This window comes from Bacillus sp. z50 (genome assembly GCF_058313585.1).
Genome location: NZ_JBZFQL010000001.1, coordinates 36,030 through 62,274, shown reverse-complemented (window position 1 = coordinate 62,274; position 26,245 = coordinate 36,030). Strand labels below are relative to the sequence as shown.

Here is a 26,245-nt window from a genome sequence, read left to right as displayed (position 1 = left end):
ACTAATATTCTTTATTGTATTTTTGTTCTGTAAATTCATATTACATTCTTCTCTATTAATCACCTTCAAAATACTTCAGATTGAAGATTAAATATATAGGATAATAAAAGGTATTGTTATTCTCGGTTTGTTTTATTCGTATCAAGAAATCAATTTTTGTTCTGACTGTAAAGGTTAATTAAGTTTTTAAACAAAATATATAAAGCGATCTCTTTTAAGAAGAGATCGCTTCATCCACAAGTCTTTCTTGTTCTACAATTTTATAATACTGAAAAGCAATCGCAAATCCTGTGGTATTTGTTGAACTTTGCACATGTACGTTGGCATTATAGATGTCTGCAATACTATTAATCAGCCAAAGTCCAATACCTGCTCCACTCGTTTGCGCTTTAGCCGAATTTGTACGATAATACTTTCCAAAAATCTTTCCAAGATTATTATAATCTATACTCGAACCAGAATTTATGACTTCAATAACGATCTTTTTGGTCTGATTATACTCACGGATACCAATAAAGATGGAGGAGTCTTCTTTTGAATATTTTATGGCATTATCAAGCAAGTTTCTGATCATCAATTCGATTGAACCTTGGTCAATCCATATATGAATATTGGGGTTAATACTATACTTGAAATGAAATTCTCGATTAGGGTATTTTTTCTTATATTCCTCAAAAATAGGTTTGATTTTCTCGATTGGATTCAGCCAACTATCTGGAGGGGAACCCCCTAAATAATACATATCATAAATGATTTTTATGCTAGATAATAAGGAAGTGATATTTTCCGTTTCATTTATAACGGATTGAAGTTTCTGTTTCATTTCCTCATCTGCTTCAGGTAGCATATCCTCTATCAATTCAAGTTCATTCTTAATATTATGGGCTGGATTTTTAATTTCATGAACCATTTCATCAAGGAAGGATTTGGTCTCTTTAATCCCATCCTGCAGTTCCAACATCGTCGTATTGACTGCGTCAATCGTCTTTTCTATTTCTGGTATAACAGGCTTTTTGTATACGAAACTCTCTAAATGAAATCGTGACATTTTCATAAAATGTTCTCTCATTTTTATTAGAGGGGTATAGTAAAGATTTCTCATAATTTTATAGTTAATGAAAATTAAAAGCACTGATAGACTGATGAATAGCAAGCATTGAATAGTCACTATTTTGAACTCCTGCAAGAGAGCTTTACTAACATTACGGTAAGTAACGATCTCACCCTTAAAAGCATCTGTATTAACCTCATGGCCGATGTTGATTAAAATAGAATTACTTTCATTAAGTAATTTCAGATCCAAATTTTGTTTAATAAACACATTATAGACATCCCCTAAATCGACATGCATTAACAGTTTGTTTAACAATAATAATAAAAGACCATCGAAGCCTTCAACGTCATCGGCAAGTACTGTTGTGTCCTTGTAATATAATGCCTTTGACTGAGTATCTTGATTATAAACATAGATATACTCGTTATCTTTTGGAATAGTTTGCAAAAAGTCAGTTAATTCTTCGGTATTTAGCTGATCTTCATATAGAGCATGTTCTAGCCAAATATGAGTTGGGAATAATTCAGATGCCTCTTTCCTAAAGAGAGTCGACATCCTGTTATAACCAAATAAAATAGTGGTAATAAACACCAGCGATATGATTGAAAAGTATGCAACTTGCTTAAACACTCGCTGATTATTTATCAAATTCTTTTTAAAACTAATCATTTTATATCTTAAGTGTTCCTTTCGCCTATTCAATTAAATTAACAGAGGATTTCATTATATCAAAATAATAATGCCTTTTTATATGTATTTAATTCCAGTCCTTTCGTTATGTATAAGCACCATCATTCATTAGAAAATTAGTTGAAAATGTGATTATGAAAGCAAAAATAAAACGCCGCTCCGATTGGAAAGACGTAAAAAAAAAGGATATCTACCTATAGAATCATTTTATAAATAGATAGAGCGGTCTGCTATTAAAAATTATTAATTTGATACACTATCAATAAGGAGGGTCCTTTAGTTTATACCTATACCTACAACTAATATTAATATGAAAAAGCCAACCCAGATAAGGGCATTTAGGAGGATACCAAAAATCATGCTTACCATTTTTTTAGATAAAATAGCAAAGACGATTCCTGCTATAGATAAGATGGTAGCCATTAACAAGAACAATCTAGGATATGCCATATTATCCGTTATAAAATAGGATAAGACTATACAGATGCCTACTGTTAATAAAGATAATCTGCCGTATGTGTTCATAGATATCCTCCTTTCCAATTTAATTCTATTGATATATGGTAAAATCCTTCATTAATAATGCGAAAAAGCTGCTTTAAATTCTAGAAGAATAATGATCCTCTTATCTGATGGATTGGTAAATTCTGACTTCACTAAAATAAGCATGGCCTAATGACCATGCACCAATTTCAGATGATTAATCATCTATAATTTTAAGTTAATAATTAGACTTCCTGAGTTCTCTTTTTAAAAACAAATATTGAAATAAATAGAATAATAACAGCATACCCAAGTACCCACCATAGATGCGGAAACATATTTCTATAAACTCCGCTTAATGCAGCTTTTCCAGCTTCAACAGCATGAACAAACGGCAGTAGATAAGCGATATCCTTAAATAATCCACCTACTAGCTCTAAATTTATGCCTTGCCTGTTATCTCACTTACATGGCATCTACTACCATCTTGGCAATCGTTCCATTGGATAATATAAATTTATCAATATTTATATGTGAGAAATTTTCAACATGCTCTTCTCTTTCAATTTCGACAACTGTATGGACATGAGAGGCGATTCTTTCAACCGCACATGCAATCATTAATGACTTTCCGTCAGTTAAGGTTTGATTCTGAATCCGATCATCAGAGAAAATCAAGATAGATTTTGCATTTTGGATATTGGCTTTCTTTAATACCTCAACATTCGAGGCCTCTCCTCTTATATAATGGATATTTCCATTTACATAAGATAGCTTTTCAAGCATATCTATAACCACTATTTCCGCCTTTTTATTCTTGTCTAAAATTTCCTTAACTGCGTTTTGCGCCTTATGTGACCAATCTATGATAACAATATGATTCTTTCCTTCATACATAAGCTCTCCACCCTCTTTACGTCTTCTGTAAACCGTAAAACTTTCCATAACTTTTCCGATAAAAGTGGCGAATAAACCAATACCAACCACATACAAAAATAGGATTGTAAATATTCTTCCTTCTATAGTAGACGGTGACATGTCTCCATATCCAACCGTCAACATGGTCGTCATTGTGAACCATAACGAGTCCATATAGGTAGTAAACGTATCTGGTTCAATCAACCTAAGCATAATTGTACAGAATACGATTAAAAATATGGTTGATGTGGTCAATAATAACCAAGACATATGTGTTAGTTTAAAATATAAATTACGTAAGATAATCATTCAAACACCTCTTCTTACTCTGAACAGGATTTTTTTCGGTTAATGCATGCATAGTCCATTTTCTCTATTATTATAAGATTGAACCATCTATTTAATATATACTCAATTCCATTTTGTTACTTTTATTATTCAATATAATGCTGTCCAAAGTTAAGTTATTTAGCGTGTCCCTCTTTCCTCTCGTATGCTTCTGCAATTCCAATTAAAATATTTGCCTACATATTTCAATTATTTACCACCCATATACCGGGTTACCCTATCTCTAACTACGCAAATCTTAAGATAATTTGGTTAAATGTGAAGCATTTTGTAAATAGGTATTTCTTTACAGTTTATTCTCCAACTGTTATGTTAGAGAAAATAATATACATTCTTTGTATAAGGGTTATTAGCTTATTGGATATGCGCTTAAATATTTTCAAAATTAATCCTTCTAAAGGGTTTTTTTCTTTGCAAAAAAACAATGGGTCATAAATCGCAGTAATTAGGAGCTGTTGATATGCATAGCATTGATAGTAGCATACATGTGTTTTTAGAAGGTGTTTCAACTCACATAATCTCTTCAGAAGATACTCTTGCAGATTTACGATTTAAAGACGCTACGAATACATATTCCGAGGAAATCAATAGTATGGTTAAAACTTGGCGAAAAACCCTTATAGAGATATATGGATTTTCAATTGCCCAAGAGCAAAACGAAACCTTTGCAGTTTTAAAAGAATGGGGAAAGGAAACCGTTGATTTACTCATAAACTTAAATTTATCACTTGCTGATGCAATAGAAGAAGTTAGATTTTATCGTGATAAAATTGGCGGTATCATCAAGGAGCAAGCTAAAAAATATTCAGTAAGTCTGGACGTTTTCTATGAAATCATTTCTAAATTCGATTCAGTTGTTGATAAAGCGATACACTGGCTTAGTATTTCTTATTCTTCACAATATTCCAATAGAATCGTATTAGCGGAGAGGACTGCTTTTGAACTGTCTATTCCTGTTGTTAGGATTACATCCAATATCGGGATTATTCCAATCATTGGAGTATTAGACACTCAACGTGCAAGCCACTTGATGGAAAAAGCATTACAGGCTGGAAGTGAATATGATCTAAGTTATATTATTATTGATCTATCAGGAGTTCCGATTACGGACACAATGGTGGCTCATCAGATATTTAAAGTTATTGATGCATTGCGACTCATCGGTATCGAGACGCGCTTATCCGGTATCCGAATAGAAATTGCACAAACAATGGTAAACCTCGGAATTAAATTTACAGCTAAAAGCTACTCTAGCTTACATTTGGCTGTTAAAGATATCCTATGATAAATTTCTCTCCCGGACATACAGTCGGGAGTATTTTTATTTAAAACAAAAAAGACACTCAAAGAATGTCTTAAAATAGACTAAATAGTTCTCCTGTTCATGATCCATTCAGGAACAACCATTTTGATATTCCCCTTTAGTATACCAGCCAGTTCATATATTTCACTTAGCATTCTTTCATACATAGTAGAGTGCTTCACGAAATTTTCTAATCTTTCCTCCAAACGAGTCTTTTCTCCTTCTGATTTTGTTACATAATACTGCTCAATAATTTCAAAATAATGAACCGGTAAGAGCAACCTTGAGAATAACATCCGTGCAGAAAATGTTGATAAAGGGGTGATTGATTGATATTGGCGCAAAAATGACTCGACACCCTGATGGTATGTATTTGGCTGTTTAAAATAATAAGCGCGTATCCACTCCGCAATATCCCTCGCACTATGGTCAAAAACCCATTCACTAAATAATTTGCCATTTGAGCCAGATCCCCAGGTTTCTGAAGTAAAGCGATTATAACAAACGGTCCCAGCATCAACCATCTCCGGGTTTTCATCTATTTCAGTATCAACTAAATATTGGATTGCGTTTTCCGAAAGGCCTGCGTAATAAGGATAGCTGTCAATAAACAGTTTTTCAAAATCGTTTTGTGGCTTTGCTGCCAATTTATCTCTCCAAACTCGTTCAAGCTGATCGACACGCTGCTCCCACATTTCCTTCCATTTTCCGATTCTGCTGCAAAAAACGATTCGTTGCGGAATAGACCTGCCACGATAATGAAATATTGCCAGCTCTCTGCCCACTTCATATGATTGAGGAATTTCCATTTCATTTATACAAACCACATAATCGTTACTTTCCAGTTTTGTTAATAGCTTTTGTTCCTTGTTTAACAGGGGAAGCCATACTCCCTTCTCCCCTTTGTTATGCATATGGTACGCCAAACTGCTTCGTTCCTGGAGCTCTTGCTCTTCCATGTTTATGGCAAAGCTCATGAATACTCTGCCTCCACCGTTATATATGTTTATTGCCCCACTGCTTATTTCTTGATCAACTGTAATTCCATATTGTTCGTGTAATAATTGTTTGTTCATCACAATATTGTTCATCACCTCTAATTCCTTGCTTACTATGATAAGTATATGGGCAAGATAACTGTTATATGTGGTTAACATCAAGATTTATACTTACTATATGCATGGGAGTTGGTGTCTTCGTATGAAAGGGAAACCTGTAGATATGACTGAACAAACAGCAAGAAAATGGTTGCATGATCGAGGGGTGACAGTTACAGATATTGGTGAATTAGTTTTATACCTTCAGCATCAATATCATGATAATCTGCTATTGGATGAGTGTATTAAAAATGTGGAGCGCGTACTCTCAAAACGCGAAGTCCAAAATGCCATTTTAACTGGCATACAACTAGATATGCTTTCCGAAAAAGGGATGCTTGAAGAACCTTTACAATCCATAATCCGGACTGATGAAGGATTATATGGGGTTGATGAGATTTTAGCATTTAGCATCGTGAATGTATATGGTTCTATTGGTTTTACCAATTATGGATATATTGATAAAAAGAAACCAGGCATACTGGCAAAATTGAATGATAAATCCTCCGGTGAATGCCATACCTTCCTGGATGATATTGTTGGGGCGATTGCTGCTGCCGCTTCCAGCCGTTTAGCTCACCGAGTAGAGAATGTAGAATAAATATAAAATCCTGAATTTATACTTTGAGTTTTTCTTTTATAAGATAATTAAACCGAGTCGGTTAATTTCCTAACAGTCTAACAAGTAAGAACGAAAGAGCATACCTGCCCTTTCGTTCTACTGTTCTGATATTTATATGAATTATGTGTAATACACATCTTTGTGAATTCATTTAATCGCTTAGGTAATCATAAGTGAACTAACTCAAATTCCACATTGTCAAACTCCATTTCAGCTGCAAGCTCTATTGTATAATAGACAAAGGCAAGAGCAATCAGTGCTGCCAATATGAGCTGCTGATCAATAAGGGTAATTGCAAAAATGATATCGAGTAAGATTAGTATTGAAAATCTTAGAATCATCGTCTATCCCCCCTTTTTCTTCTATTATCATTATTCCCGTTATCAAACACTGTACCTATAGGTATCTTGACAATTGTATGGCTTTTCTAAATATTAATCTTTATTATTTAAATCCTGAATAAGTTTGTGAAATATTGAACTTTCTATAGAAATCCTTAAACTAGTATGCTAGAATACTAGTGGTTGAGTTAAATTACTTTTTTGTAGTTTAAATGTATGGCTAATTTATTTGAAGGTTGATGCCTTCGTCTTTAATTATGAAAGCCTAAACATAAATAAAGGAAAAAACGTACATACTACATGATGATAGAAATTTTTCTCAAATATTTAGTAAGGGAGTATTACATAGGATGACTAAAGTGGATTTAAAAGCAAAACCATACCATTTATCTGATGAAGATATTAAATGGGTAACAGACACAATTAATTCTATGACAATCGAAGAAAAGATTGGCCAATTATTCGTTAATATGGGAGCTAGCCGTACTGAAGAATATTTAACAGGTATGCTAAACAACTACCATATCGGTGCTGTACGTTACAATCCTGGTAAAGCTGAAGAAGTTTACGATCAAAATAAAATTCTTCAAGAAAACAGCAAAATTCCATTGCTAATTGCTGCAAACACAGAAGCAGGCGGTAATGGAGCTTGTACAGACGGTACTGAAGTTGGTCTTGAAGTTAAAATCGGTGCAACAAAAGATGCGAAATGGGCATATGAAATGGGCCGAGTTTCTGGTGTAGAAGCGTCTGCAATCGGATGTAACTGGAGCTTTGCGCCAATCGTAGATATTCACATGAACTGGCGTAACCCAATCATCTCTAGCCGTACTTTTGGTTCTGACCCTGATCAAGTTTTAGAAATGAGCTTGGCTTACATGAAAGGTATCCAGGAAAGCGGAATTGCACCTGCTGCTAAACACTTCCCTGGTGACGGTGTAGATGAGCGTGACCAGCATTTATCCTTCGCGCCTAACAGCCTATCTTGTGATGAGTGGGATGAAACTTTCGGAAAAGTTTACAAAGGCTTAATCGATGCTGGCCTACCTTCTATCATGGCTGGTCACATCCATATGCCTGCTTATTCCAAGCACTTCAACCCTAGCCTTACAGATGAAGATTTGCTGCCAGCAACTCTTTCTAAAGAGCTAATCACAGATTTATTACGTGGTAAATTAGAATTCAATGGCGTTGTTGTTACAGATGCGAGCCACATGGTTGCGATGACTTCTGCAATGAAACGCAGCGAAATGCTTCCTACTGCTATTGCTGCTGGTTGTGACTTATTCTTATTCTTCAACGATCCAGATGAAGATTTCGGCTACATGATGGACGGATACAAAAACGGTATTATTACAGAAGAGCGTTTAGAAGCAGCTCTTACTCGTATCCTTGGTCTTAAAGCATCTTTAGGTCTTCACAAAAAAGCAAAAACGGAAATCATGATGCCGAAAGAAGAAGCGCTTAAACAAATCGGTCTTCCTGAAAACGTTAAGCTATTTAAAGAAGTTACTGATCGTGCAATCACATTGGTAAAAGACAAACAAGATATTTGGCCTGTTACTCCTGAAAAATACAAACGAGTATTACTAGTTAATGTTAAAACTGCTGAAGGTGCATTCAGTAAATTAATTAGCGGTAACAAACCTAAGCCAATTGATCTTCTGAAAGCAGAGCTTGAAGCGCAAGGCTTTGAAGTGGAAATTCACGAATCTCCAATGGATAAAATCGCGGACCTGCCACCAGAAGAACAAATGAAGAGCATCATGAACGCATATGCAGCAAAACGCCCTATTAAAGAATTAACAGATAAATATGATTTAATCATTAATATCGCTAATATCAAAATGGGTGAAGTTGTTCAACGTATGACATGGAATGCGTTAAAAGGAACACCTGATATTCCGTTCTATGTACACGAAGTACCAACAATCTTTGTTTCTGTAAACTACCCATTCCACTTAGCGGATGTTCCACAAGTGAAAACATACATCAACACGTATGACGGTAATAAAGAAACAATTGAAGTACTAGTAGAAAAAATGATGGGTAAATCACCATTCAAGGGTGACAGCCCAGTTGATGCATACTGCGGATTAAAAGACACATACATTTAATCTGTCAAAAGCAAAAAAAGGATTAAACCTTCCTCGGTTTAATCCTTTTTCTCTTTTAAGTAGGAAGCGATTGCCCTGCCTGCTACCCTGCCTGTAAATAAACAGCCTCCAAGAAATGTCCCCTCTAGCGAACGATATCCGTGAACTCCTCCCCCTCCAAATCCAGAAACCTCACCAGCTGCATAAAAGCCAGGTATTGCCTCACCCTTAGAATTGAGGACTCGTGCTGATAAATCTGTTTGTAGCCCGCCTAGAGTTTTGCGACTTACAATGTTTAAACGAACAGCAATCAATGGTCCATTTTGAGGATCAAGTATTTTATGCGGTTTGGAGACTCGGATTAATTTGTCACCTATGTAATTTCTCGCTCCCCTTAATGCCGTAATTTGCAAATCCTTTGTGAATGTATGATCCATTTCACGATCTCTCGCTTTTATTTGTCTTTCAATTTCTTCGTAATTTAATAGATTATCTTTTGTTAATTCATTCATTCCTTTAACAAGTTCCACTAAGTTATCTGCAATGACAAAATCCTCGCCATGATCCATAAATGCCTTTACCGGACCAGGAGGACCAGGGAGTACTCTGCTTAAGACCTTGCGGATACTTTTATTCGTTAAATCCGGATTTTGCTCAGAACCGGATAGCGCAAATTCTTTCTCAATCATTTTTTGTGTCAAAATAAACCATGAGTAATCAAATCCTGTTTTTTGGATAGCCTCCAGGGTGCCAAGTGTATCATACCCAGGAAAGTTGGGGGCCGGGAAGCGCTGGCCTGTTGCATTCAGCCAAATAGAGGACGGACCTGGCAAAATTCTAATTCCATGGTTTTCCCATACCGAGTTCCAGTTTTTGATTCCCTCTGTGTAATGCCACATACGATCTCGATTTACAATACGCCCACCTGCCTCTTCTGATATCCCCAGCATTCTGCCATCCACATGTGCCGGGACCCCTGAAATCATGTTCTTTGGAGGCGGCCCCAGTCTTTCTGGCCAATTTGTGCGAATTAAATCATGGTTGGCTCCGATACCCCCGCTCGAAACAAGAACTGCTTTACCAGAAAACTCAAAATGAGTAATAACGTCCCTGTTACTTTTCTCACCTCTTAAAGCCGAACTGGCTGCCAATATGGAACCCTTCACCCCCTGAATTATCCCATTACTGCTCATCAGTTCATCTACACGGTGACGAGGACGATAATCAACTAATCCATTTTTAATATGCTCTCTTACCCTTTTTTCAAAAGGCGATACAATACCTGGACCTGTTCCCCAAACAATATGAAATCTTGGTACTGAGTTACCATGTCCTTCAGCCAAATAACCTCCTCTTTCAGCCCAACCAACTACAGGAAAAAAACGAACTCCTTGTTTATGAAGCCAAGCACGTTTTTCTCCAACAGCAAAGTCAATATACGCTTCTGCCCATTTTTTACCCCAATAATCCTCCTCATCTCGATCAAACCCTGCAGTACCCATCCAATCCTGCCAAGCCAATTCCTTAGAATCTTTAATACCCATACGACGTTGTTCAGGGGAATCCACTAAAAATAAACCACCGAATGACCACCAAGCTTGTCCGCCTAATGAAGCTTCAGGTTCTTGATCTAGCAATAATACCTTTTTCCCTGCATCTGCAATTTCTGCTGTAGCCACCAAACCGGCCAAACCAGCCCCAATAACGATCGCATCGAACTCCAATGCATTTCCCCCTTTTTGATAAACGTTTATACTCTTATATTAATCTATAGTTCCATAATTTAGGTATGTATACTGATATAAAAAGAAGAATTTACTTTGCTTAAAATTATGAGCCTAAATCAACAGTTTTATATTCCTCCCTTTTTATAAATAAAAAACCAGCCTAGTACCAGACTGGTTCAATAATCATCTTCCTCATCATCCTCTTCCTCATAATCGGAGAAATAATCCACGAATTCATATTTTACTTCATCATCTGTTCGTTCCACTTCTGTAGCTTGATATTCCCCCATGTTCTCTTCCACTATTGCTATATACATCACTCTGCGTCCAGCCTCATATTCATCATTGACTTCCATGAATCCGCTCACGACATAATAATCTTCATCCTTGTTGTACTCAACTTTGCTATGCCCAATAAATTCAAAAGTTTCATCCTTTGATGAAGCATCTTCCACTTTATTCTTGGCAACCCTAGCTATTTTGTTTTCCGCGTCTGAGTAATATTTATAACCTGCAAAGGCCGCTATCCCTAATATCAATACTGCAGCTGCTATGATAACCATCACTTTATATTTCTTAGCCATCCTCTTCCTCCCCCTTTATGTGTTATAGTAGTATTCTTCCACACCGTCGTTTCTCCTGATAGTTGCCGACATAGTACCAATTTACTTCATTCTTATAAAATTAGTATTCATCCCCCTGCCGTTCATACGATTATATGGCTCTCAACAAGATTTTATTTCGCTTATTATTGAATTGTCCCAAGAGTTTCAGATTTTATGAAAAATAAGAGGACAACCACCTCTATTTCCAATAGACCCGATTATGTATTCTATGGTGTATTTATGAGGAAATTAGTTAATTTGGAATTGGAGTTTTCCTCTGGGTTGCAGAAGAAATTAAAATACGTCAGTGTATACTTCCGCAAATCAAAGCGAAAGTCGATAAGTTCGATAAGTAAGTGGACTAAACTATTTATGAGGCGAAAATGGGAAGACAGCAGATGCGAGTGCATTGGCTCAAGGATTCATCATCCCTAGTATGTTAACTTACATTTATTTATGAGCCTACTATTGGAGTAAGTTATTGAGGGTATCAGAAGAATTAGTAAAAGAGGAAGGAGCTCTAAAATAAATAGACTTTAGAACTCCCTTTTTAGTTATTTATTCATAAATTGGCACTCTATCCAGGCAAAATTAATTATTAATGTATTTTTCAAAAACTGCACCAAAATCTTTCATATGATATTCATTATAGGAGGATTTTAACCATTCAAATGTAAATTCAGTTATCCCTTTATATGTGCCTGTTAATGATGCTTCCTCAGATCTTGAGTGTTGGAGTGTTTGAACCGCTCGATCGAGTCCTTCCTTGGCATAATTCATTTGAATGGAGTTTTCATACGTGATTTCCTCAATTCGCAGTAATGCTTTATACAAATCCTTTAATTGTTCAATTTGATTTTTCTTGACGTCAATATCAAAATGAACATTTCCTACATCAAACTTTATTTCTGTATCCAAATCTAATCGCCCTGCAGTTTCAAGCATGACATTTGAAATCTTATACTGAGAATATGGGTATCGTTTTAATAAACGTTTAGATGAGACAGCATTTTCGCCATCTACATGAATTAATGCTAGATTTGTAAAGCAATATTCGTCTGCCTTCGTTTTGATAATGAAATAAATCTTCTCATTATCCTCGTGCATAACATAGTCGTCTGCATCCGTTTTGTCATAATCTTCCGGCGGAATAATAACACCTACGTCAGACAAACCCAATGCATCAGAAGCCATTTTCTTTAACATGTATATCACCCCATTGTAGTTTATACTTTTACTATATCAGAAAAGTGACTAGTATAAAATTCATTTAATGCTCAAGAAAACACATGGATGGTCCATGTGTTTTATGTCATTATTCATCATATTTTTTTGTTATTTTTGCTATTTCTTCACCAAGCTTCTTATAACTTTTTACTTCGTCATGAGGATGCTGTGAATTTTTTCTTTGCTTCCAGTGTCTTTCTTCTTCTTTTTTTGAATGTGACATATATATACCTCCAAATTAAAATAGGACTCATTGCAAAAGATTGAAGCATATCGCCCTATTTTCCTTTATTTTATATTTTCTTTGCCTTTTTAGATTTATTCTTATAAGCTTGATTTGCGCTGGCGCTTCCTAATTCCTTTGAGAATTCAGCATCCGTTTTACTAGAATCAAACCCCTGTTTACTTTTTTGAGCTGCATCATGCTTTCTTTTCGGCATACGATCCCTCCTTCTCTCATTTAGTATTAGAAAGTAAAGAGTAAATATGCACTGTCAGCTATGAATTATTGTTTTATCTTCTTTCAAGGACGACTACTCCTTTTTCTTTTCCAATGTTATTTGAATTAGCTGATCGTGGATAAAAGAAAAAGCAAAGAATGCTGATAAAGCTATGCATTCTTTGCTTGATTGATCTAAATATTGAGACCGCCCTTGACTGTGCGATTATCTTACTTGTTATTGAATAGATAACTGTTGTTTTGCATTCGTCAGTTTACTCATTAAAACATAAGTAAAAAACGATAAAACAATCGGCAGTACGACCGTATGCATCCCGAAAGGATTTGGATAAAATCGATCTATAATCATAAAGCTGCCCATTCCTACAATCATGGATGAAACCGCGCCGTATTTATTCCCGCCAGACCAATATAATCCCATAATAACTGGCCATATAAACACCGACTCCAAGCCTCCAAATGCAAACAAGTTTAACCATACAATTAAATCAGGTGGACTTAACGCAAACAATACAACAGCGATTCCAATTGCTGCTGTAATCCAAAAGCTGATTCTTTTAATCTGCTTCTCGGTAGCATCCTTTTTTATGTAATTGATATATACATCCTTTACTATAGTTGCGCTTACTAATATTAAAAGAGAATCAACTGTGGACATGATAGCAGCCATGGGAGCGGCTAAGACAATACCCGCAATAAATGGTGGCAAGACCTCCATAGTTAATGCAGGCATGACCATATCACCAATTTCTATCCCAGGTATCAATGGACGCGCGAAAACTCCGATTAAATGCATTCCCAGCATCACAGCACCTACCACAATTGTTCCTGTGATAATCGCGATGTGCATTCCCTTCGAATTTTTATAGGACATCGCTCGCATGCTGATTTGCGGTAAACCCACGACGCCCACACCAACTAAAATCCAAAAAGATGAGACATACAAAGGCGTTAAATCTCGTTCTGCACCAAAAGGAGTAATTAGGTTGGGATTTTCAGCCATTAAGTCTGACATAATGTTCGATATTCCTCCGCCAGCAATAATGGTGGCGATTAAAAGGATGACGGTTCCGGCTAACATGACTACTCCTTGGACGGTATCTGTTAAAGCGACTGCTCTAAATCCACCAATAATAACATACATTAAAACTGAAACGGCGAATATGAAAAGTGCTGTCTTATATGGAAGCCCTGTTAAGGATTCAATCAATCGCGCTCCCCCAACCCATTGGGCAGTCATCGACGCAAATAGGAATATAATGATGCTAATGGCCGATATAATGACAACCGTATTACTTTTATATCTGCCTTTTAGAAAATCAATGATCGTGATTGCTTTATACTTACGAGCCATAATCGCAAATTTTTTCCCTAAAACCATTAATACAAAATACCCGGTTGCCAGTTGAGCCATAGATAGTAAAACCCAACCGAGCCCACGTGTATAGGCAACACCCGGCCCGCCAATAAAGCTTGAAGCACTTCCGTATGTTGCCATCATAGTCATTGCAAGCACAAAACCGCCTAATTGTCTCCCGCCAAGAAAATATTCCTGCAGGAAGGAATCAGAGGATTTTAATTTTCCATTTGCCCAGAATCCTATATAAAAAATAATAACTAAAAAGATCAATAAAGGAACAATGACCTCCCACTTCATGATTGCTCCTCCTCTTCGTCATCCACATCAAAAGATACTTCTTCAAATAAAAATTTGACAATAAGAGTAACAAGGACCACCATTACAAGAAAGCCGACTACACAGCTTAGAAAAAACCAAGCTGGCAATCCTAAAATGTATGTATATTCCTTCGGATTACCTGATCCTAACCCATACGCAAATCCAAACCACCAGATAAAATTTATAATGACAAGTACGACACCTATGATTGCTTCCCTATGGGCTACTTTAAAACGTCTATCTTTCATATCTTCCTCCTTGCAATAGCACCATTAGTTTGCCCGCCATTATTTTTTGTATAATACGTAAACAAACAACATTACCATTAAACCAAGCCATACTCTTAAAATGAAGGTACAAAATTTGGTAGAATAACTTATAATGGATAGCTTAATAAAAAACTGTATAACGCAAAGAAGCCTCAAAATCAGATTTTGAGGAGGCACATTATATAATTTCACCATTTACTTGTCTTTATTAAAATAAAACTCACAATTAGGGTAAGGACAAGAGCACCTGTGAATGCTGGAAATAGATAAAATCCTCCAGTTTCAGGACCCATTTCACCGAGAATTCCTGTACCAATCCACGCACCAATTATGCCAGCCAGGAAATTCCCCACCATCCCGTTGTGAACGTTTTCATGAATAAGTAATCCCGCAATCCAACCAATAAAGCCACCAACAAACAGGATGCCAATAAAGGACATTTTTTAGCTCCCTCCTTCATGGACAGTATATGCTGGTAAGGTCTAAATGGCTTTATTTAGCAGGAAAGAAGGCTACTTTTTTAGTCGATATAAATACGTCGAAGGGAAAAGCAATTCTCATGAGTCATGTCTCCCTACAAAAAAACTCCAACCCATTGATTGGGTGGAGTTTACATTATTCCTATACTAGTTCAATGACCATCCCAGGCTTCACATGATCCAAAATCAGCAAATCACTTTCTGCCACACTTCCAACGACATTGACCCGTTCATCAGCAGGCAAATCTGTCAGCGTAATCTGCATTTCACCGCGATAGCGTCCGTAAAGGTCATTATCAATGGTTATGCTCCCTTTCGGACGGAGATCATTTTGCAGTGGCGGTACAGATTCCGCAACCCTTGTATCCATAAAACGAAGAACGTCCCTGGAAGCATCCGGGCGCAAACGGTATTCACCATATTTTTCGAATCCTTGCTCTGTTTGGATGCTAATCTTTCCGTTTTCAAAGCCATCCATCCTTTTGAGTAAGTCTTCTCCAGGCTCCGGATCACCAACAAATACTTCCGTTCCATCTTTATATAGTTCAAGCGCGGCAACAAAAGGGGATATATATCGATGCTTCTCCAGAGTCGGCAGTCCTTCAAATAAAGGGCCGCGTTTCTCGCCTCCTCCCGGTACAAAAGCAAAGATCGGAATGTCATATCGCTTGTACAATGCATTTTGCTCCCGGAAAAACGATTCACTTAGTCCTGTTTCCCTCCGCGGGTAAAAGTTATGCCAACCGATTATCTGTTCAGTTTTGAGTCCGTTATTCAGCAGCAGCTGTATATCACGTTCGAACAGTATACTTGAATTAACCGCAATTTTAAATTCCCTTGCCAGACTAGCAATAAAACCATGGTCAAAGAAATCGTCCAGTCTTAGCCCGGTGACACCCAATTCCTTCAATTGATACAAACTGTCGATTCCCAAATGGCCCGGGGTTTTTAATGAAACATCCGCATATACATCGATTCCCTGTCCTTTAGCCAGATGTAGCAGCTTTTTGGCACGTACTGCAAGCTCACCTGCTTCCTCCGGGATATGAAGCGAGGTAAATCCCCGCTTCACCCCCATTTGGCCTGCTTGGATAATACGTTCCTCAGCCAGAGGATCATTCAAATAAAAGGAAATTCCGATCAATCAAATTCACCAGCCATTTCATCTTTAAACCCAAACAGGTATGTAAAGATGAAGCCAGCAACATAAGCAATTAATACCCCGACTAAGTAAAGCAGTACCTCACCGTTATTCACAAGGAATGCAAGCGGCAAACCGGATACCCCAATTGCTGTCGTTGCGATATTGAAATGTGCTTGGAAGGCTGCACCAACGCCTGCCCCCAAACATGCGGTCAAGAACGGACGGCCGAGCGGCAATGTAACTCCGAAGATCAATGGCTCGCCGATTCCAAGAATACCAGCAGGAAGTCCCCCGCCAATCGCTCTTTTCAAGCGTGTTTTCTTTGTTTTCATATAGATAGCGAACGCAGCGCCAACCTGACCTGCGCCACCCATTGCAAGAATAGGTAATAATGGGTCGTCACCGATTGTATTGAGTAATTCCAAATGGATAGGTGTGAGACCTTGATGCAGGCCTGTCACGACCAACGGCAAGAATGTCGCTCCAAGAACAAATCCTGCAATGGCTCCTCCAAAATCAAGCACTGCGGTCAATCCATCTGTAATCACATCAGAGACAAATCCCCCGACAGGCATAAATACCAGATACGTCATAATACCTGTAAGCAAAAGGGCAATAGTCGGTGTCACGATAATATCAAGCGACGCTGGAACAAACTTACGGACATTCTTCTCAATAAAAGCCATAAATATCGCAGCAAACATGACCCCGATTAAACCACCGCGTCCAGGCAGTAATTCTTCCCCGAACAAGACAATCTGGGCAGCAGCAGGGTTAATAATCAATATAGCGGCTAACCCGCCAAGTGCAGGGGACCCACCGAACTCTTTCGCTGTATTGATCCCTACAAAGATTCCTAAATAGGTGAATAAACCTCCACCGATAACTGTTAAAATAATTGCAAGTTGTGATTCAGCCGATAACCATCCTGCTTGAATGACAGCCTTAGAAATACCATTGACCAAACCGGAAGCAACTAACGCAGGAATCAAAGGAATAAATATACTGGCAATTTTCCTCAAAAAGAGCTTAAACGGCGTGCTGTTTTTCTTTTTAAGTTCACCTTTCAGGCTGGAAGCCCGCTCATTAAGATTGATGTCTCCTGATTCCTTGACCAGCTTCTCGAATTCGTCCGTGACCTTATTGACATGTCCAGGACCCAGAATGATTTGCAGCGTTTCTTCTTCAACAAAGCCGAGAACTCCATCGATTTTTTTTATGGCTTCTTTGTTAACGAGTGATTCATCATAAGGTGTGACTCTAAGACGTGTCATACAGTTCGTAAAGGCTTTAATATTCTTCGCCCCGCCCAACTGCTCCAAGATTTTTTTAGCCAGAGTTTTGTAATCTTGACCAGCCATTTTCTTTCCCCCCAAAAACTGATTATTTGTATGTTTTGCCTTTCATAAATCTTATAGCCTCTCTCGTCTTATCGATGGCTCTGACCGTTTCTTCATATTGCTCTGTCGCCATGCTCAAAAACAAAATATCAATCATGAACAGCTGAGCTAACCTTGAAGAAGTGGCCGCACTCCGGAACGGAGCTTCCTTCGAATAGGATGTATATAAATTAATATCGGCTAATGCTGCAACCGATGAGGGCCCATATTTAGTCAAACTGATTGTTTGGATACCTTGTTCCTTTGCGAGTCTTGTAACTTCGATGACCTCGATTGTTTCACCAGAAAACGAAATGGTGAATACCACGTCATCAGGCTCGGCGTTAGCAATCAATGTTGCTACAAGATGCGCATCCGAAAATGCTGTTGCGCTTTTATTGATCCGAAGCAGTTTTTGCTGCGCATCCACGGCGATGATTGATGATGCCCCGATTCCAAAGAAATGGACATTTTTCGCTTTCAACAGCACATCGACCGCTTTTTTTAGTTCTTCGTAGTTGATTACTTCAGAGGAATCACGCAAACTTTGTATACTATTATTCAAAGTCTTTTGGACGATCATCTCGGCGGTTTCATCCCGTTCAATGTCTCTGTATCCCGGTTCCTCCGGTCTGCCGAGATCACCGGCAATACGGACCTTCAAATCCTGGAAGCCATTCAGCCCCAGTGACTTGCATAGCCTGATGACCGCTGCCCCGCTTGAACTCGTCTTTTCTGCCAATTCATTGACTTTACAATTGACAACCTCATACGGATTTTCCAGTATATATTCAGCAATTTTCCGTTCAGATGCAGGCAAGTGTTCTACCCTGTTTACTACCATTTTCAATACTCCGGAAACCACTTATCATCACCTACTTGTGTTTAAATCAATCTGAGAGCTCGGCTTCAATGGCTTTTCGGACATACCCTCCAGATTGCTCCAGAATCAGAGCCGCTTCTTCTTTCTTAATATCCTTTTTAAGCATGACTAAGGCGACCTTTACTTGATGATCAGCATCCTCTAATGTTTGTCTCGCTGTTTCATAGCTTACTCCTGTGATTTTGCTAATAATGCCGATAGCTCTTTCTTTGAGCTTCTCGTTGCTGACATGGACATCAATCATTAAGTTTTCATACGCTTTGCCGAGCAAAACCATTGAAGAGGTTGAAATCATGTTTAGAATCATTTTGTGAGCGGTTGCAGATTTCAGTCTAGTAGATCCCGTAAGCACTTCCGGACCTACGACCACCTCGATGGTATGATCTGCTTCTTCACTGATTCTAGCCTGTTTATTACACGACAGTGCCACTGTTTTGGCTCCTACCGACCGTGCGTAACGAAGTGCACCAATAACATATGGTGTCCGGCCGCTTGCAGCAATACCGATAACCGTATCATTCTCAGTAAGGGTGATGTCTTTTAAATCCTTCTCGCCATCCTCCGGCCTATCCTCCGCTCCTTCAACCGCCTTTATGAATGCGCTTTCTCCGCCGGCGATAATACCCAGTACCATCTCTGGCTTGGTACTGAATGTCGGCGGGCATTCAACAGCATCGAGTACACCAAGCCTTCCGCTAGTCCCGGCTCCCATATAGATAAGGCGCCCTCCATTTTGGAAAGATGAAACAGCAAAGTGAACGGCTATTTCAACATCTGGTAAAACCTCTTGAACTGCAGCGGCTACTTTTTGGTCTTCCTCATTCATAATTCGCAGAATTTCCATCGGACTGGAAGTGTCTATCTGCATACTTCGATCATTGCGTGATTCCGTGGTTAATAGATTAAGATTTTCTTTCATTAGTAAGACCTCCAGGTAGCTCCTTTTGCGATTACCATTTACTAGTAACCCAACACTTCCAATATACTCCAACTGAAATTGATATTCAATAATTTTATTGAATATTTAAAATTTTATTTCATTCTAATCCAAAAAAAGAAGCATATTCTCATATGCAGAACTACATAGGATATGCTAAAAAAACCTTTTTACATTATATATTTTTTGATTGCATGCGCTACTCCCATTCGGTCATTAGGCTCGGTCACAGCATCAGCTGCTTCCTTAACTTCCTCCGGCGCATTTCCCATAGCTATGCCAAGTCCCGCTGAAAGCAGCATTTGTCTATCGTTAAAGTTGTCACCGATCGCAGCCACCTCAGACATATCCAAGCCAAGCCTTTTTGCCAAATATTCCAAAGCAGAAGCCTTAGTAGTCTTTGGTGGAGTAATTTCAAGGCTTGTGAAACCGAAGCTGCTGCTCACTTCAAAATGATTTTCCATGTTGAATAGCCGATCCATAAATCCTTCATAGTCTCCTTGTTCCTTCCGAAAAGCAGCCAGCTTTTGAATGGCAGGTTCGTTTTCTTTCACATATTCATCGAAAGAATGAAACAGCCTGATTTCGCACTGAGCCCGGAATCGTTCACATCCTCCCATTTCTGCACCGGTTCCTTGTAAAGGCAGGATATTATTCTCAATCCATTTTTCATTCCACTTATTTTTCTCTGGAACTAGTAAACAGTCACCCTCATACAAATGCCCATATACCCCATAGCTTTGGCACGCATCTATAAAGGCCAACAGACTTTCTTTTTTAAAGGTAGATTGCTGAATAATCTTCCCGTCCCGCCCTTGTATAACAGCTCCGTTGTAGGCAATGATTGGATCGGATAAACGGATAGCCTCCGCAATCCACCTAGTCGCCAAAGGCGTTCTTCCGCTGCAGATGATTACCTTTCCTCCCCTTGATTTAAAATCATGCAGGGCCTCTATCGTTTCTTTGTCAATATCCATCTCCGCATTCAACAAAGTTCCATCTAAATCAACAGCCAATAATTTATACTCCATCTACTATCCCTCCCAGGTCCCTATATACATGCACATTATCATATTTTACCGGCAACCACACAAAAGATTCACATTTCCAATCCCTCATAATAGGAGAATAACACCTGTGTACCTATTTATTATTCGTTAAACTAGATAGCAATGTATATCGTACCTCTTAGATAGCGGGATTACCGATTATAAATCTGGCTAATTACAGAGGATAATTTTCACCTTGTTGCAAAGGAACTGGCTTGGCAAAAATACAAACCGAAAATCAAGCATGCTGAAAAGCTAAATGAAGAACTGTGAACAAGAAAAGACAATGTTAATCTATCTTACAAAGGAGTATTTTAGGAGATTTTCTAACACCTCTAAAACAGAGAGATTCTCTTATAGAGAAGATAGAAGAAATACCATCTACACATCAAATAGTTTATCCCGATCATTCTTCCATTCTGGGATAGACTCCCCTTCCTCCATATAAATTTAGAATGTTTAAATTACTCTTAAAAAACAAAATACTACGCTTGACTTCAAGTCTACTTGAAGGCTACGCTGAGTAAAGTAAGAGTATTTAATATAGGAGGGAAAACATGTATCAGGCATCAAGACAACGTTATAAATCTATGACATATTTCCACTGTGGTGACAGTGGACTTCAATTACCAGCTATTTCATTAGGATTCTGGCACAATTTCGGCGATATAGCTTCATATGAAAATATGAAACAACTCTGTTTTACCGCTTTTGATAATGGAATTACTCACTTTGATTTAGCAAATAACTATGGACCAGAACCTGGGAGTGCTGAAAAAAATCTAGGACTTATTATGAAAGAAAACTTTGCAGCATATCGTGATGAACTTATCATCAGTACTAAAGCAGGATATGATATGTGGGATGGTCCATATGGAAACTGGGGAAGCCGAAAATATCTTATTGCAAGCCTCGACCAAAGCTTAAAGAGAATGGGATTAGAATATGTTGATATTTTTTACCATCATCGAATGGATCCCCACACACCATTGGAAGAAACGATGAATGCGCTAGCCCAAATCGTTAGAAGTGGCAAGGTATTATATGTAGGTCTCTCAAACTACGATGGAAAAACGTTAGAAAAGGCGACTGAAATTTTACAAGAATTACATTGCCCATTTATTATAAATCAGAATAGGTATTCAATTTTTGATCGAACAATTGAACAAAATGATTTGAAAGATACATCTAAAAAGTTAAAAAAAGGTATTATTGCGTTTAGTCCTTTGGAACAGGGAATGTTAACCAATCGATATTTACATGGAATTCCGGACGACAGTAGAATAAAGACGGATGGACGATTTTTAAATGCTTCTACCTTATCCGAAGACCGATTAACTCAAATTAAAAAACTCAATGAGATAGCTGAGGAGCGAGGGCAGACACTTGCAGAGATGGCGATAAGCTGGATTTTGCGAGATGGAATTGTGACCAGTGTTCTCATAGGAGCTTCCAAACCTAGCCAGATTCTTGATAACATTGGAGCTTTAAAAAATATCACATTCACAGAAGAAGAGTTACAGCAGATTGATAACATTTCTTTAGCATAACTGAACAAACCAGTTTAGTTTCTGAATTCAATTCGGAATAAACTTATTGAATAATCAATGGCCAACCAATATTACGGCATCATGTTCTTTCGTGATTCTACTAAATGCCGAACAATTTTTGCTCTCTAAATACCTGCCATCGTAAGGGGGCTTGGGGCTTATTTATTCGCCCCAGCCTTCAACCCTTCTACCATGTATTTTTGGAACGCCATAAAGAGAATCGTGATAGGCAGTGCAACAAGCACTGCTCCAGCCGCGAATGTCGTAAATTCGGTGTTTCCTCGTCCCGTCACCATCTCAAACAACCCAATCGCTAAGGTTTTATTTTCATTGGATCGTAAAACCAGTCGAGCAAAGATAAAGTCCATCCACGGACCGATGAAGTTCGAAACCGCTACGAAGACGAGAATTGGAACGCTCAATGGCATCATCACTTTAAAGAAAATAGTGAAATGACCTGCTCCGTCAATTTTCGCAGCTTCCTCCAAACTGCGAGGCATGGAATCGAAGTATCCTTTCACAAGCCAGGCGTTAAACGGAATGGATCCGCCTGCATAAACCAATATGAGTCCCCAGTGATTGTCCAATAATCCCATTTGTAAAAGCAGGATATAGATAGCAATCATCCCCATAAATCCGGGAAACATTTGCAGAATCAACATAGCCATCAATCCTTCTTTCCGGCCTGGAAAGCGGAATCGACTAAACGCATAGGCAGCTGTGACCACTAAAAAGGTCGAAATGACCATGTTCCATAGTGCTATTTTTAAGGTGTTTTTATACCATGTCACATACTCGGTTTTCTGAATCAAATAGACAAAATGATCTAAGGATAAACGGATTCCTTTTACGGACTGGGCAATTTGAGCGAAATCAAAACTCCGAACCCCTTCCCAAAAGAGACCCCATTCCATCCCAGGAAGAAGCTGTGCACTGAATAGGGAATCCCCAGGATTCAAACTTCCCATGAGAATCCATACAACTGGATAAAGCACGAAGATGGCCACCACGAGAAGCAGAAAATGTTTCCACACGAATGAAATTCGTTCACGTGTTTTTTGTTTCATGACATCATGTCCTCCTCGTTGAATGCTTTCGTTCGTCTGAAGTTCCAAACCGAAATGATGGCAATAACAATGAAGATCAGGATGCTCACAACGCTTGCCATATTAAATTGGCTTTGGTCGAGGGTCAGTTTGTAAATCCAGCTGATTAAAATATCTGTGGAGCCTGCATAACTGTAATCCACATTCACAGGTCCTCCATTCGTCATGAGATAAATCAGGTTAAAGTTATTAAAATTCCCAGCAAACTGCATGATAAGTAAGGGGGCGGTAGAGAACATGACAATCGGCATGGTGATTTTCCAGAACTGTTGCTTCCCGTTTGCCCCATCCACCTGCGCCGCCTCATATAATTCACGATCTATGCTCGTCATGACGCCGCTCATCAAGACCATCCAGAACGGAAATCCAAACCAGACATTCACCATGATAAGCGCGAATTTCGCCCACATCGGGTCGCTAAGCCACGGGATACTGGATAGTCCAATGACTTCTAAATATTGGTTAATAGGTCCAAATTCCCCGTTGAATAGGTTCCTCATGATCAAAATGCTGACAAACGAAGGAATCGCCCATGGCAAGATATAAATGCTTCTCCAAAATTTCCGGAATTTGATTCCCTTTGAATTCAAGAGAACCGCAAATAAGATTCCGACAAAGAACGTGGTAACCGTGGCTGAAATTGCCCAAAGAATCGTCCATCCGAAGACGCCGATGAACGTTCGGTTCCAGGTTTTCAAGTTAAATAAGTCCACAAAGGTTTGAAATCCCACCCAGTCCACTAGAGAAGCAGGCGGCAAGTGGTTCGGTCCTGAATAGTTTGTGAAAGCGATTGCAATTCCAAAAATCAAAGGCAAGATGGTTAAAAAGGCCGTGAATACAATGGATGGTGTGAGCAAAAAGTAAGGAAATCCTTTATCTATTAAGACACGGAGGGTTTCTTTGAATGAGTTTGGTTTTCCCCCTTGATCTCGCCATTGTCCGACTTTCCAAGCATCCTTCACATTCAAATAATACATCCATACAAAGAACAAGCCACAAATTAAAAAGATGATACCTTCGATTAACAAGAAGATGCTGTGATCCCCTTGCTGAATATCAAATCCCACACGGGTCTGCACCGTTTCCCCTAATGTGGCTAACCCCCACATACCATTTCGAAACGGTAATGTCCAAAACACTACAAGGTATAGCTCCATACAGATAAATAAGATCCCTTTGATGTACTGTCGATTGTACAATTGCCCAAGTCCCATAAACAGCAAAGAAAAGATCAAGCTTTTCTTGGCATGTGTTTTCATTTGTTTTTAACCTCCTTTTCACTTCTTAGAAAAAAGAACCAATATCTCACTACCTGGATATCGGCTCTTTTGATAGATGAACTCTTTATTTTTTATTCTGAGTGGCCACTGCATCTTCAATTTGTTCTTTGGCTGCGTCAAACGTTTTTTTCGAGTCGGTTCCATCATTCCAGATGGATGTGTAAGCCGTTTCCATTGGTCCCCATACAGCTTGCATTTCAGGGATATTTGGCATCGGCACAGCATTTTTCGCCTGTTCCAAGAAAGCCATGGACACTTCATCTTTTTTGATGGTTTCGTTTTCAAGGAGCGAAGTCGCTGGTGGCAATTGGCCTGTCATTTCGTATCTTTTTAAGAGCATTTCTTCACTGGAAGCCATTTGAGCTAAAAGAGTTGCTGCTTTGGGATATTTGGAATAACTGTTTACATAGTACGCTTTGATGCCTGAATAGGATTTTGGCGTTTCGCCGTTATCCAATGTTGGAAGTGGAGCTATTCCAAAGTTCACACCAGCATCTTGATGGTTTTTAACATCCCATGGACCTGAAATTCGGTAGGCTAATTTACTTTCATTGAAGAAAGAGGAAATCACATCACCTGTAATGTCTTCTTTTTTCATCGGTAACAATTCTTTGTTGATTTTTTTCATAAATTCCGCCGATTTGATGGCTCCTTCATTGTTGACACCAAGATCCGTTGGATCGGTGTCTTCTTTTCCAAATACATAACCGCCATAACCAGATAGGAAAGCATGTGTGTAATAAAAGTTACCTGGTTCCATCATAAAACCATATTTCTGATTTTTTCCTTTGCTCGTTGCTTGGAATTCTTTAGCTGTTTTGAACAAGTCATCCCATGTTTTTGGTGCCTCTTTTACGATGTCTTTATTGTAGTACAAGGCATATGTTTCAATGGAGATGGGATAGCCGAACATTTTCTTTTTTCCATCTTTATCCACAAAACTTGTCCCGTTTACCGCTGCTTCCAAGAACATGTCTTGATAGTCATCGGCATAATAGTTGTCATATACCAAACCTGCTTTCACCAATTTTCCTAAATGATCATGGGCGGAGTTGAAAACATCGGCACCTAAGCCAGCTGGCCCATCTGTTTCCAATTTTCCTGCTGCGTCTGTGTGTCCCACTTCTTGTACTTCAACAGGCACATTGTATTTTTTCGTGAATTGCTCTGCGACATAGGTCGCCCACGCGCCCTCGTCCGCTCCGTTGTCCCAAATAATCAGGGTTGCTCCATCTTCAGGTTTGAGTGTTTCTTTTGTGGTTTCCTTGGGTTTTGTTTCAGTGGTTGCTTTTTTCGTCTCATCTTCCGAACATCCCGCCAATATTCCTGCCAATAGGGTGGCGGATGCCAATATACCAACTATTCTTTTCTTGATCATGTGAAACCTCCTATGTGGGAATTTTTGTACCATGTATAAAATTAATGAAACAGAAGCTGTAAGTGCTTTTGCGATACACACTTTTTTTTACTTTCGTTTCTGATAGACCATTTCCTCATACGAACAAAAGTTAATCCAGCGG

General features: G+C 38.5%; 25 protein-coding genes. 4 read left to right on the top strand and 21 right to left on the bottom strand.

The genetic code is table 11. The annotated features are described in order from the left end of the window. Window positions 1–214: 214 nt before the first annotated feature. From AC4G3N_RS00305 to AC4G3N_RS00295, 3 genes are all read right to left on the bottom strand, one after another. Window positions 215–1,723 carry a sensor histidine kinase gene (locus AC4G3N_RS00305; RefSeq protein ID WP_491089518.1) on the bottom strand — a complete coding sequence of 503 codons (1,509 nt, stop codon included), beginning with the start codon at window positions 1,721–1,723 and terminating at the stop codon, window positions 215–217. Window positions 1,724–2,020: 297 nt separating this feature from the next. Further along, window positions 2,021–2,269, bottom strand: a complete 249-nt coding sequence (locus tag AC4G3N_RS00300) for a hypothetical protein (RefSeq protein ID WP_139891951.1) — start codon at window positions 2,267–2,269, stop codon at window positions 2,021–2,023. Window positions 2,270–2,692: 423 nt separating this feature from the next. After that, window positions 2,693–3,454 carry an ion channel gene (locus tag AC4G3N_RS00295; protein WP_491089517.1) on the bottom strand — a complete coding sequence of 254 codons (762 nt, stop codon included), beginning with the start codon at window positions 3,452–3,454 and terminating at the stop codon, window positions 2,693–2,695. Window positions 3,455–3,953: 499 nt separating this feature from the next. Between AC4G3N_RS00295 and AC4G3N_RS00290 the strand changes: the two genes are divergently transcribed. Further along, window positions 3,954–4,778 carry an STAS domain-containing protein gene (locus AC4G3N_RS00290; RefSeq protein ID WP_491089516.1) on the top strand — a complete coding sequence of 275 codons (825 nt, stop codon included), beginning with the start codon at window positions 3,954–3,956 and terminating at the stop codon, window positions 4,776–4,778. Between the two features lie 80 nt (window positions 4,779–4,858). Here the strand turns inward: AC4G3N_RS00290 and yutH are convergent, their stop codons facing one another. Continuing rightward, window positions 4,859–5,887 (bottom strand): spore coat putative kinase YutH, encoded by a 1,029-nt coding sequence (gene yutH / locus AC4G3N_RS00285; protein ID WP_491089515.1) that lies wholly within the window; start codon window positions 5,885–5,887, stop codon window positions 4,859–4,861. Window positions 5,888–5,996: 109 nt separating this feature from the next. Between yutH and AC4G3N_RS00280 the strand changes: the two genes are divergently transcribed. Beyond that, a complete protein-coding gene (locus tag AC4G3N_RS00280) occupies window positions 5,997–6,494 on the top strand; it encodes a phosphatidylglycerophosphatase A family protein (RefSeq protein WP_180349961.1) in 498 nt (165 codons plus the stop codon). A 188-nt stretch (window positions 6,495–6,682) separates the two neighbouring features. On the opposite strand, the gene AC4G3N_RS00275 is transcribed toward AC4G3N_RS00280, so the two are convergent. Next, complete coding sequence (locus AC4G3N_RS00275; protein ID WP_180349962.1) at window positions 6,683–6,856, bottom strand: hypothetical protein; 174 nt, start codon at window positions 6,854–6,856, stop codon at window positions 6,683–6,685. A 350-nt stretch (window positions 6,857–7,206) separates the two neighbouring features. Here AC4G3N_RS00275 and AC4G3N_RS00270 point away from each other — a divergent pair, with 350 nt between their 5' ends. After that, the gene (locus AC4G3N_RS00270; RefSeq protein ID WP_066103876.1) at window positions 7,207–8,973 is read left to right on the top strand and encodes a glycoside hydrolase family 3 protein; all 1,767 of its coding nucleotides are present in this window, start codon (window positions 7,207–7,209) and stop codon (window positions 8,971–8,973) included. 38 nt (window positions 8,974–9,011) lie between these two features. On the opposite strand, the gene AC4G3N_RS00265 is transcribed toward AC4G3N_RS00270, so the two are convergent. The 13 genes from AC4G3N_RS00265 to AC4G3N_RS00205 all read right to left on the bottom strand — a co-directional run bounded on the left by AC4G3N_RS00265 (window position 9,012) and on the right by AC4G3N_RS00205 (window position 20,771). Continuing rightward, window positions 9,012–10,676: an FAD-binding dehydrogenase gene (locus tag AC4G3N_RS00265; protein WP_491089514.1), complete on the bottom strand. Its 1,665-nt coding sequence runs from the start codon at window positions 10,674–10,676 to the stop codon at window positions 9,012–9,014. Between the two features lie 179 nt (window positions 10,677–10,855). After that, window positions 10,856–11,263 carry a hypothetical protein gene (locus AC4G3N_RS00260; RefSeq protein WP_066103880.1) on the bottom strand — a complete coding sequence of 136 codons (408 nt, stop codon included), beginning with the start codon at window positions 11,261–11,263 and terminating at the stop codon, window positions 10,856–10,858. A gap of 612 nt (window positions 11,264–11,875) precedes the next feature. Next, window positions 11,876–12,490, bottom strand: a complete 615-nt coding sequence (locus tag AC4G3N_RS00255) for a PH domain-containing protein (protein ID WP_066103882.1) — start codon at window positions 12,488–12,490, stop codon at window positions 11,876–11,878. A 109-nt stretch (window positions 12,491–12,599) separates the two neighbouring features. Beyond that, on the bottom strand, window positions 12,600–12,734 hold the full coding sequence (locus tag AC4G3N_RS00250; protein ID WP_219847586.1) for a DUF6254 family protein: 135 nt from the start codon (window positions 12,732–12,734) through the stop codon (window positions 12,600–12,602). A gap of 70 nt (window positions 12,735–12,804) precedes the next feature. Next, a complete protein-coding gene (locus AC4G3N_RS00245; protein WP_175354260.1) occupies window positions 12,805–12,951 on the bottom strand; it encodes a hypothetical protein in 147 nt (48 codons plus the stop codon). A 237-nt stretch (window positions 12,952–13,188) separates the two neighbouring features. Then, a complete protein-coding gene (gene panF, locus AC4G3N_RS00240; protein WP_139891960.1) occupies window positions 13,189–14,628 on the bottom strand; it encodes a sodium/pantothenate symporter in 1,440 nt (479 codons plus the stop codon). Then, entirely contained in the window at window positions 14,625–14,897 is a 273-nt protein-coding gene (locus tag AC4G3N_RS00235; RefSeq protein WP_139891961.1) for a YhdT family protein, read from the bottom strand. Before AC4G3N_RS00235 ends, panF begins: the two co-directional genes overlap by 4 nt. A gap of 209 nt (window positions 14,898–15,106) precedes the next feature. Beyond that, window positions 15,107–15,358, bottom strand: coding sequence for a GlsB/YeaQ/YmgE family stress response membrane protein (locus AC4G3N_RS00230; protein WP_139891962.1), 252 nt, complete (start codon window positions 15,356–15,358; stop codon window positions 15,107–15,109). A gap of 181 nt (window positions 15,359–15,539) precedes the next feature. Next, window positions 15,540–16,541 (bottom strand): MupG family TIM beta-alpha barrel fold protein, encoded by a 1,002-nt coding sequence (locus AC4G3N_RS00225; RefSeq protein WP_490553297.1) that lies wholly within the window; start codon window positions 16,539–16,541, stop codon window positions 15,540–15,542. Then, on the bottom strand, window positions 16,538–17,902 hold the full coding sequence (locus tag AC4G3N_RS00220) for a PTS transporter subunit EIIC (protein ID WP_066103894.1): 1,365 nt from the start codon (window positions 17,900–17,902) through the stop codon (window positions 16,538–16,540). The genes AC4G3N_RS00225 and AC4G3N_RS00220 overlap by 4 nt, the downstream gene beginning before the upstream one ends. A 22-nt stretch (window positions 17,903–17,924) precedes the next feature. Then, on the bottom strand, window positions 17,925–18,785 hold the full coding sequence (locus AC4G3N_RS00215; RefSeq protein ID WP_139891964.1) for a MurR/RpiR family transcriptional regulator: 861 nt from the start codon (window positions 18,783–18,785) through the stop codon (window positions 17,925–17,927). Window positions 18,786–18,810: 25 nt separating this feature from the next. After that, on the bottom strand, window positions 18,811–19,722 hold the full coding sequence (murQ, locus tag AC4G3N_RS00210) for an N-acetylmuramic acid 6-phosphate etherase (protein WP_491089513.1): 912 nt from the start codon (window positions 19,720–19,722) through the stop codon (window positions 18,811–18,813). Window positions 19,723–19,910: 188 nt separating this feature from the next. Then, complete coding sequence (locus AC4G3N_RS00205) at window positions 19,911–20,771, bottom strand: Cof-type HAD-IIB family hydrolase (protein ID WP_066103900.1); 861 nt, start codon at window positions 20,769–20,771, stop codon at window positions 19,911–19,913. Window positions 20,772–21,346: 575 nt separating this feature from the next. On the opposite strand from AC4G3N_RS00205, the gene AC4G3N_RS00200 reads away from it, so the two are divergent. Beyond that, a complete protein-coding gene (locus AC4G3N_RS00200) occupies window positions 21,347–22,339 on the top strand; it encodes an aldo/keto reductase (RefSeq protein WP_491089512.1) in 993 nt (330 codons plus the stop codon). A 158-nt stretch (window positions 22,340–22,497) separates the two neighbouring features. On the opposite strand, the gene AC4G3N_RS00195 is transcribed toward AC4G3N_RS00200, so the two are convergent. From AC4G3N_RS00195 to AC4G3N_RS00185, 3 genes are all read right to left on the bottom strand, one after another. Next, a complete protein-coding gene (locus tag AC4G3N_RS00195; RefSeq protein WP_066103904.1) occupies window positions 22,498–23,406 on the bottom strand; it encodes a sugar ABC transporter permease in 909 nt (302 codons plus the stop codon). Continuing rightward, window positions 23,403–24,524, bottom strand: a complete 1,122-nt coding sequence (locus AC4G3N_RS00190; protein WP_491089511.1) for a carbohydrate ABC transporter permease — start codon at window positions 24,522–24,524, stop codon at window positions 23,403–23,405. The genes AC4G3N_RS00195 and AC4G3N_RS00190 overlap by 4 nt, the downstream gene beginning before the upstream one ends. Window positions 24,525–24,789: 265 nt before the next feature. After that, window positions 24,790–26,103, bottom strand: coding sequence for a sugar ABC transporter substrate-binding protein (locus AC4G3N_RS00185; protein ID WP_077248024.1), 1,314 nt, complete (start codon window positions 26,101–26,103; stop codon window positions 24,790–24,792). Window positions 26,104–26,245: the final 142 nt, after the last annotated feature.

Bases quoted from the DNA above. Each gene is read 5' to 3' on its own strand.
- AC4G3N_RS00250 (WP_219847586.1), bottom strand. From the start codon at position 12,734: ATGTCACATTCAAAAAAAGAAGAAGAAAGACACTGGAAGCAAAGAAAA.
- AC4G3N_RS00245 (WP_175354260.1), bottom strand. From the start codon at position 12,951: ATGCCGAAAAGAAAGCATGATGCAGCTCAAAAAAGTAAACAGGGGTTT.
- AC4G3N_RS00235 (WP_139891961.1), bottom strand. From the start codon at position 14,897: ATGAAAGATAGACGTTTTAAAGTAGCCCATAGGGAAGCAATCATAGGT.
- AC4G3N_RS00255 (WP_066103882.1), bottom strand. From the start codon at position 12,490: ATGTTAAAGAAAATGGCTTCTGATGCATTGGGTTTGTCTGACGTAGGT.
- AC4G3N_RS00270 (WP_066103876.1), top strand. From the start codon at position 7,207: ATGACTAAAGTGGATTTAAAAGCAAAACCATACCATTTATCTGATGAA.
- AC4G3N_RS00185 (WP_077248024.1), bottom strand. From the start codon at position 26,103: ATGATCAAGAAAAGAATAGTTGGTATATTGGCATCCGCCACCCTATTG.
- murQ (WP_491089513.1), bottom strand. From the start codon at position 19,722: ATGAAAGAAAATCTTAATCTATTAACCACGGAATCACGCAATGATCGA.
- AC4G3N_RS00280 (WP_180349961.1), top strand. From the start codon at position 5,997: ATGAAAGGGAAACCTGTAGATATGACTGAACAAACAGCAAGAAAATGG.
- AC4G3N_RS00305 (WP_491089518.1), bottom strand. From the start codon at position 1,723: ATGATTAGTTTTAAAAAGAATTTGATAAATAATCAGCGAGTGTTTAAG.
- AC4G3N_RS00300 (WP_139891951.1), bottom strand. From the start codon at position 2,269: ATGAACACATACGGCAGATTATCTTTATTAACAGTAGGCATCTGTATA.
- AC4G3N_RS00275 (WP_180349962.1), bottom strand. From the start codon at position 6,856: ATGATTCTAAGATTTTCAATACTAATCTTACTCGATATCATTTTTGCA.
- AC4G3N_RS00295 (WP_491089517.1), bottom strand. From the start codon at position 3,454: ATGATTATCTTACGTAATTTATATTTTAAACTAACACATATGTCTTGG.
- panF (WP_139891960.1), bottom strand. From the start codon at position 14,628: ATGAAGTGGGAGGTCATTGTTCCTTTATTGATCTTTTTAGTTATTATT.
- AC4G3N_RS00290 (WP_491089516.1), top strand. From the start codon at position 3,954: ATGCATAGCATTGATAGTAGCATACATGTGTTTTTAGAAGGTGTTTCA.
- AC4G3N_RS00205 (WP_066103900.1), bottom strand. From the start codon at position 20,771: ATGGAGTATAAATTATTGGCTGTTGATTTAGATGGAACTTTGTTGAAT.
- AC4G3N_RS00195 (WP_066103904.1), bottom strand. From the start codon at position 23,406: ATGAAACAAAAAACACGTGAACGAATTTCATTCGTGTGGAAACATTTT.
- AC4G3N_RS00200 (WP_491089512.1), top strand. From the start codon at position 21,347: ATGTATCAGGCATCAAGACAACGTTATAAATCTATGACATATTTCCAC.
- AC4G3N_RS00220 (WP_066103894.1), bottom strand. From the start codon at position 17,902: ATGGCTGGTCAAGATTACAAAACTCTGGCTAAAAAAATCTTGGAGCAG.
- yutH (WP_491089515.1), bottom strand. From the start codon at position 5,887: ATGAACAATATTGTGATGAACAAACAATTATTACACGAACAATATGGA.
- AC4G3N_RS00260 (WP_066103880.1), bottom strand. From the start codon at position 11,263: ATGGCTAAGAAATATAAAGTGATGGTTATCATAGCAGCTGCAGTATTG.
- AC4G3N_RS00230 (WP_139891962.1), bottom strand. From the start codon at position 15,358: ATGTCCTTTATTGGCATCCTGTTTGTTGGTGGCTTTATTGGTTGGATT.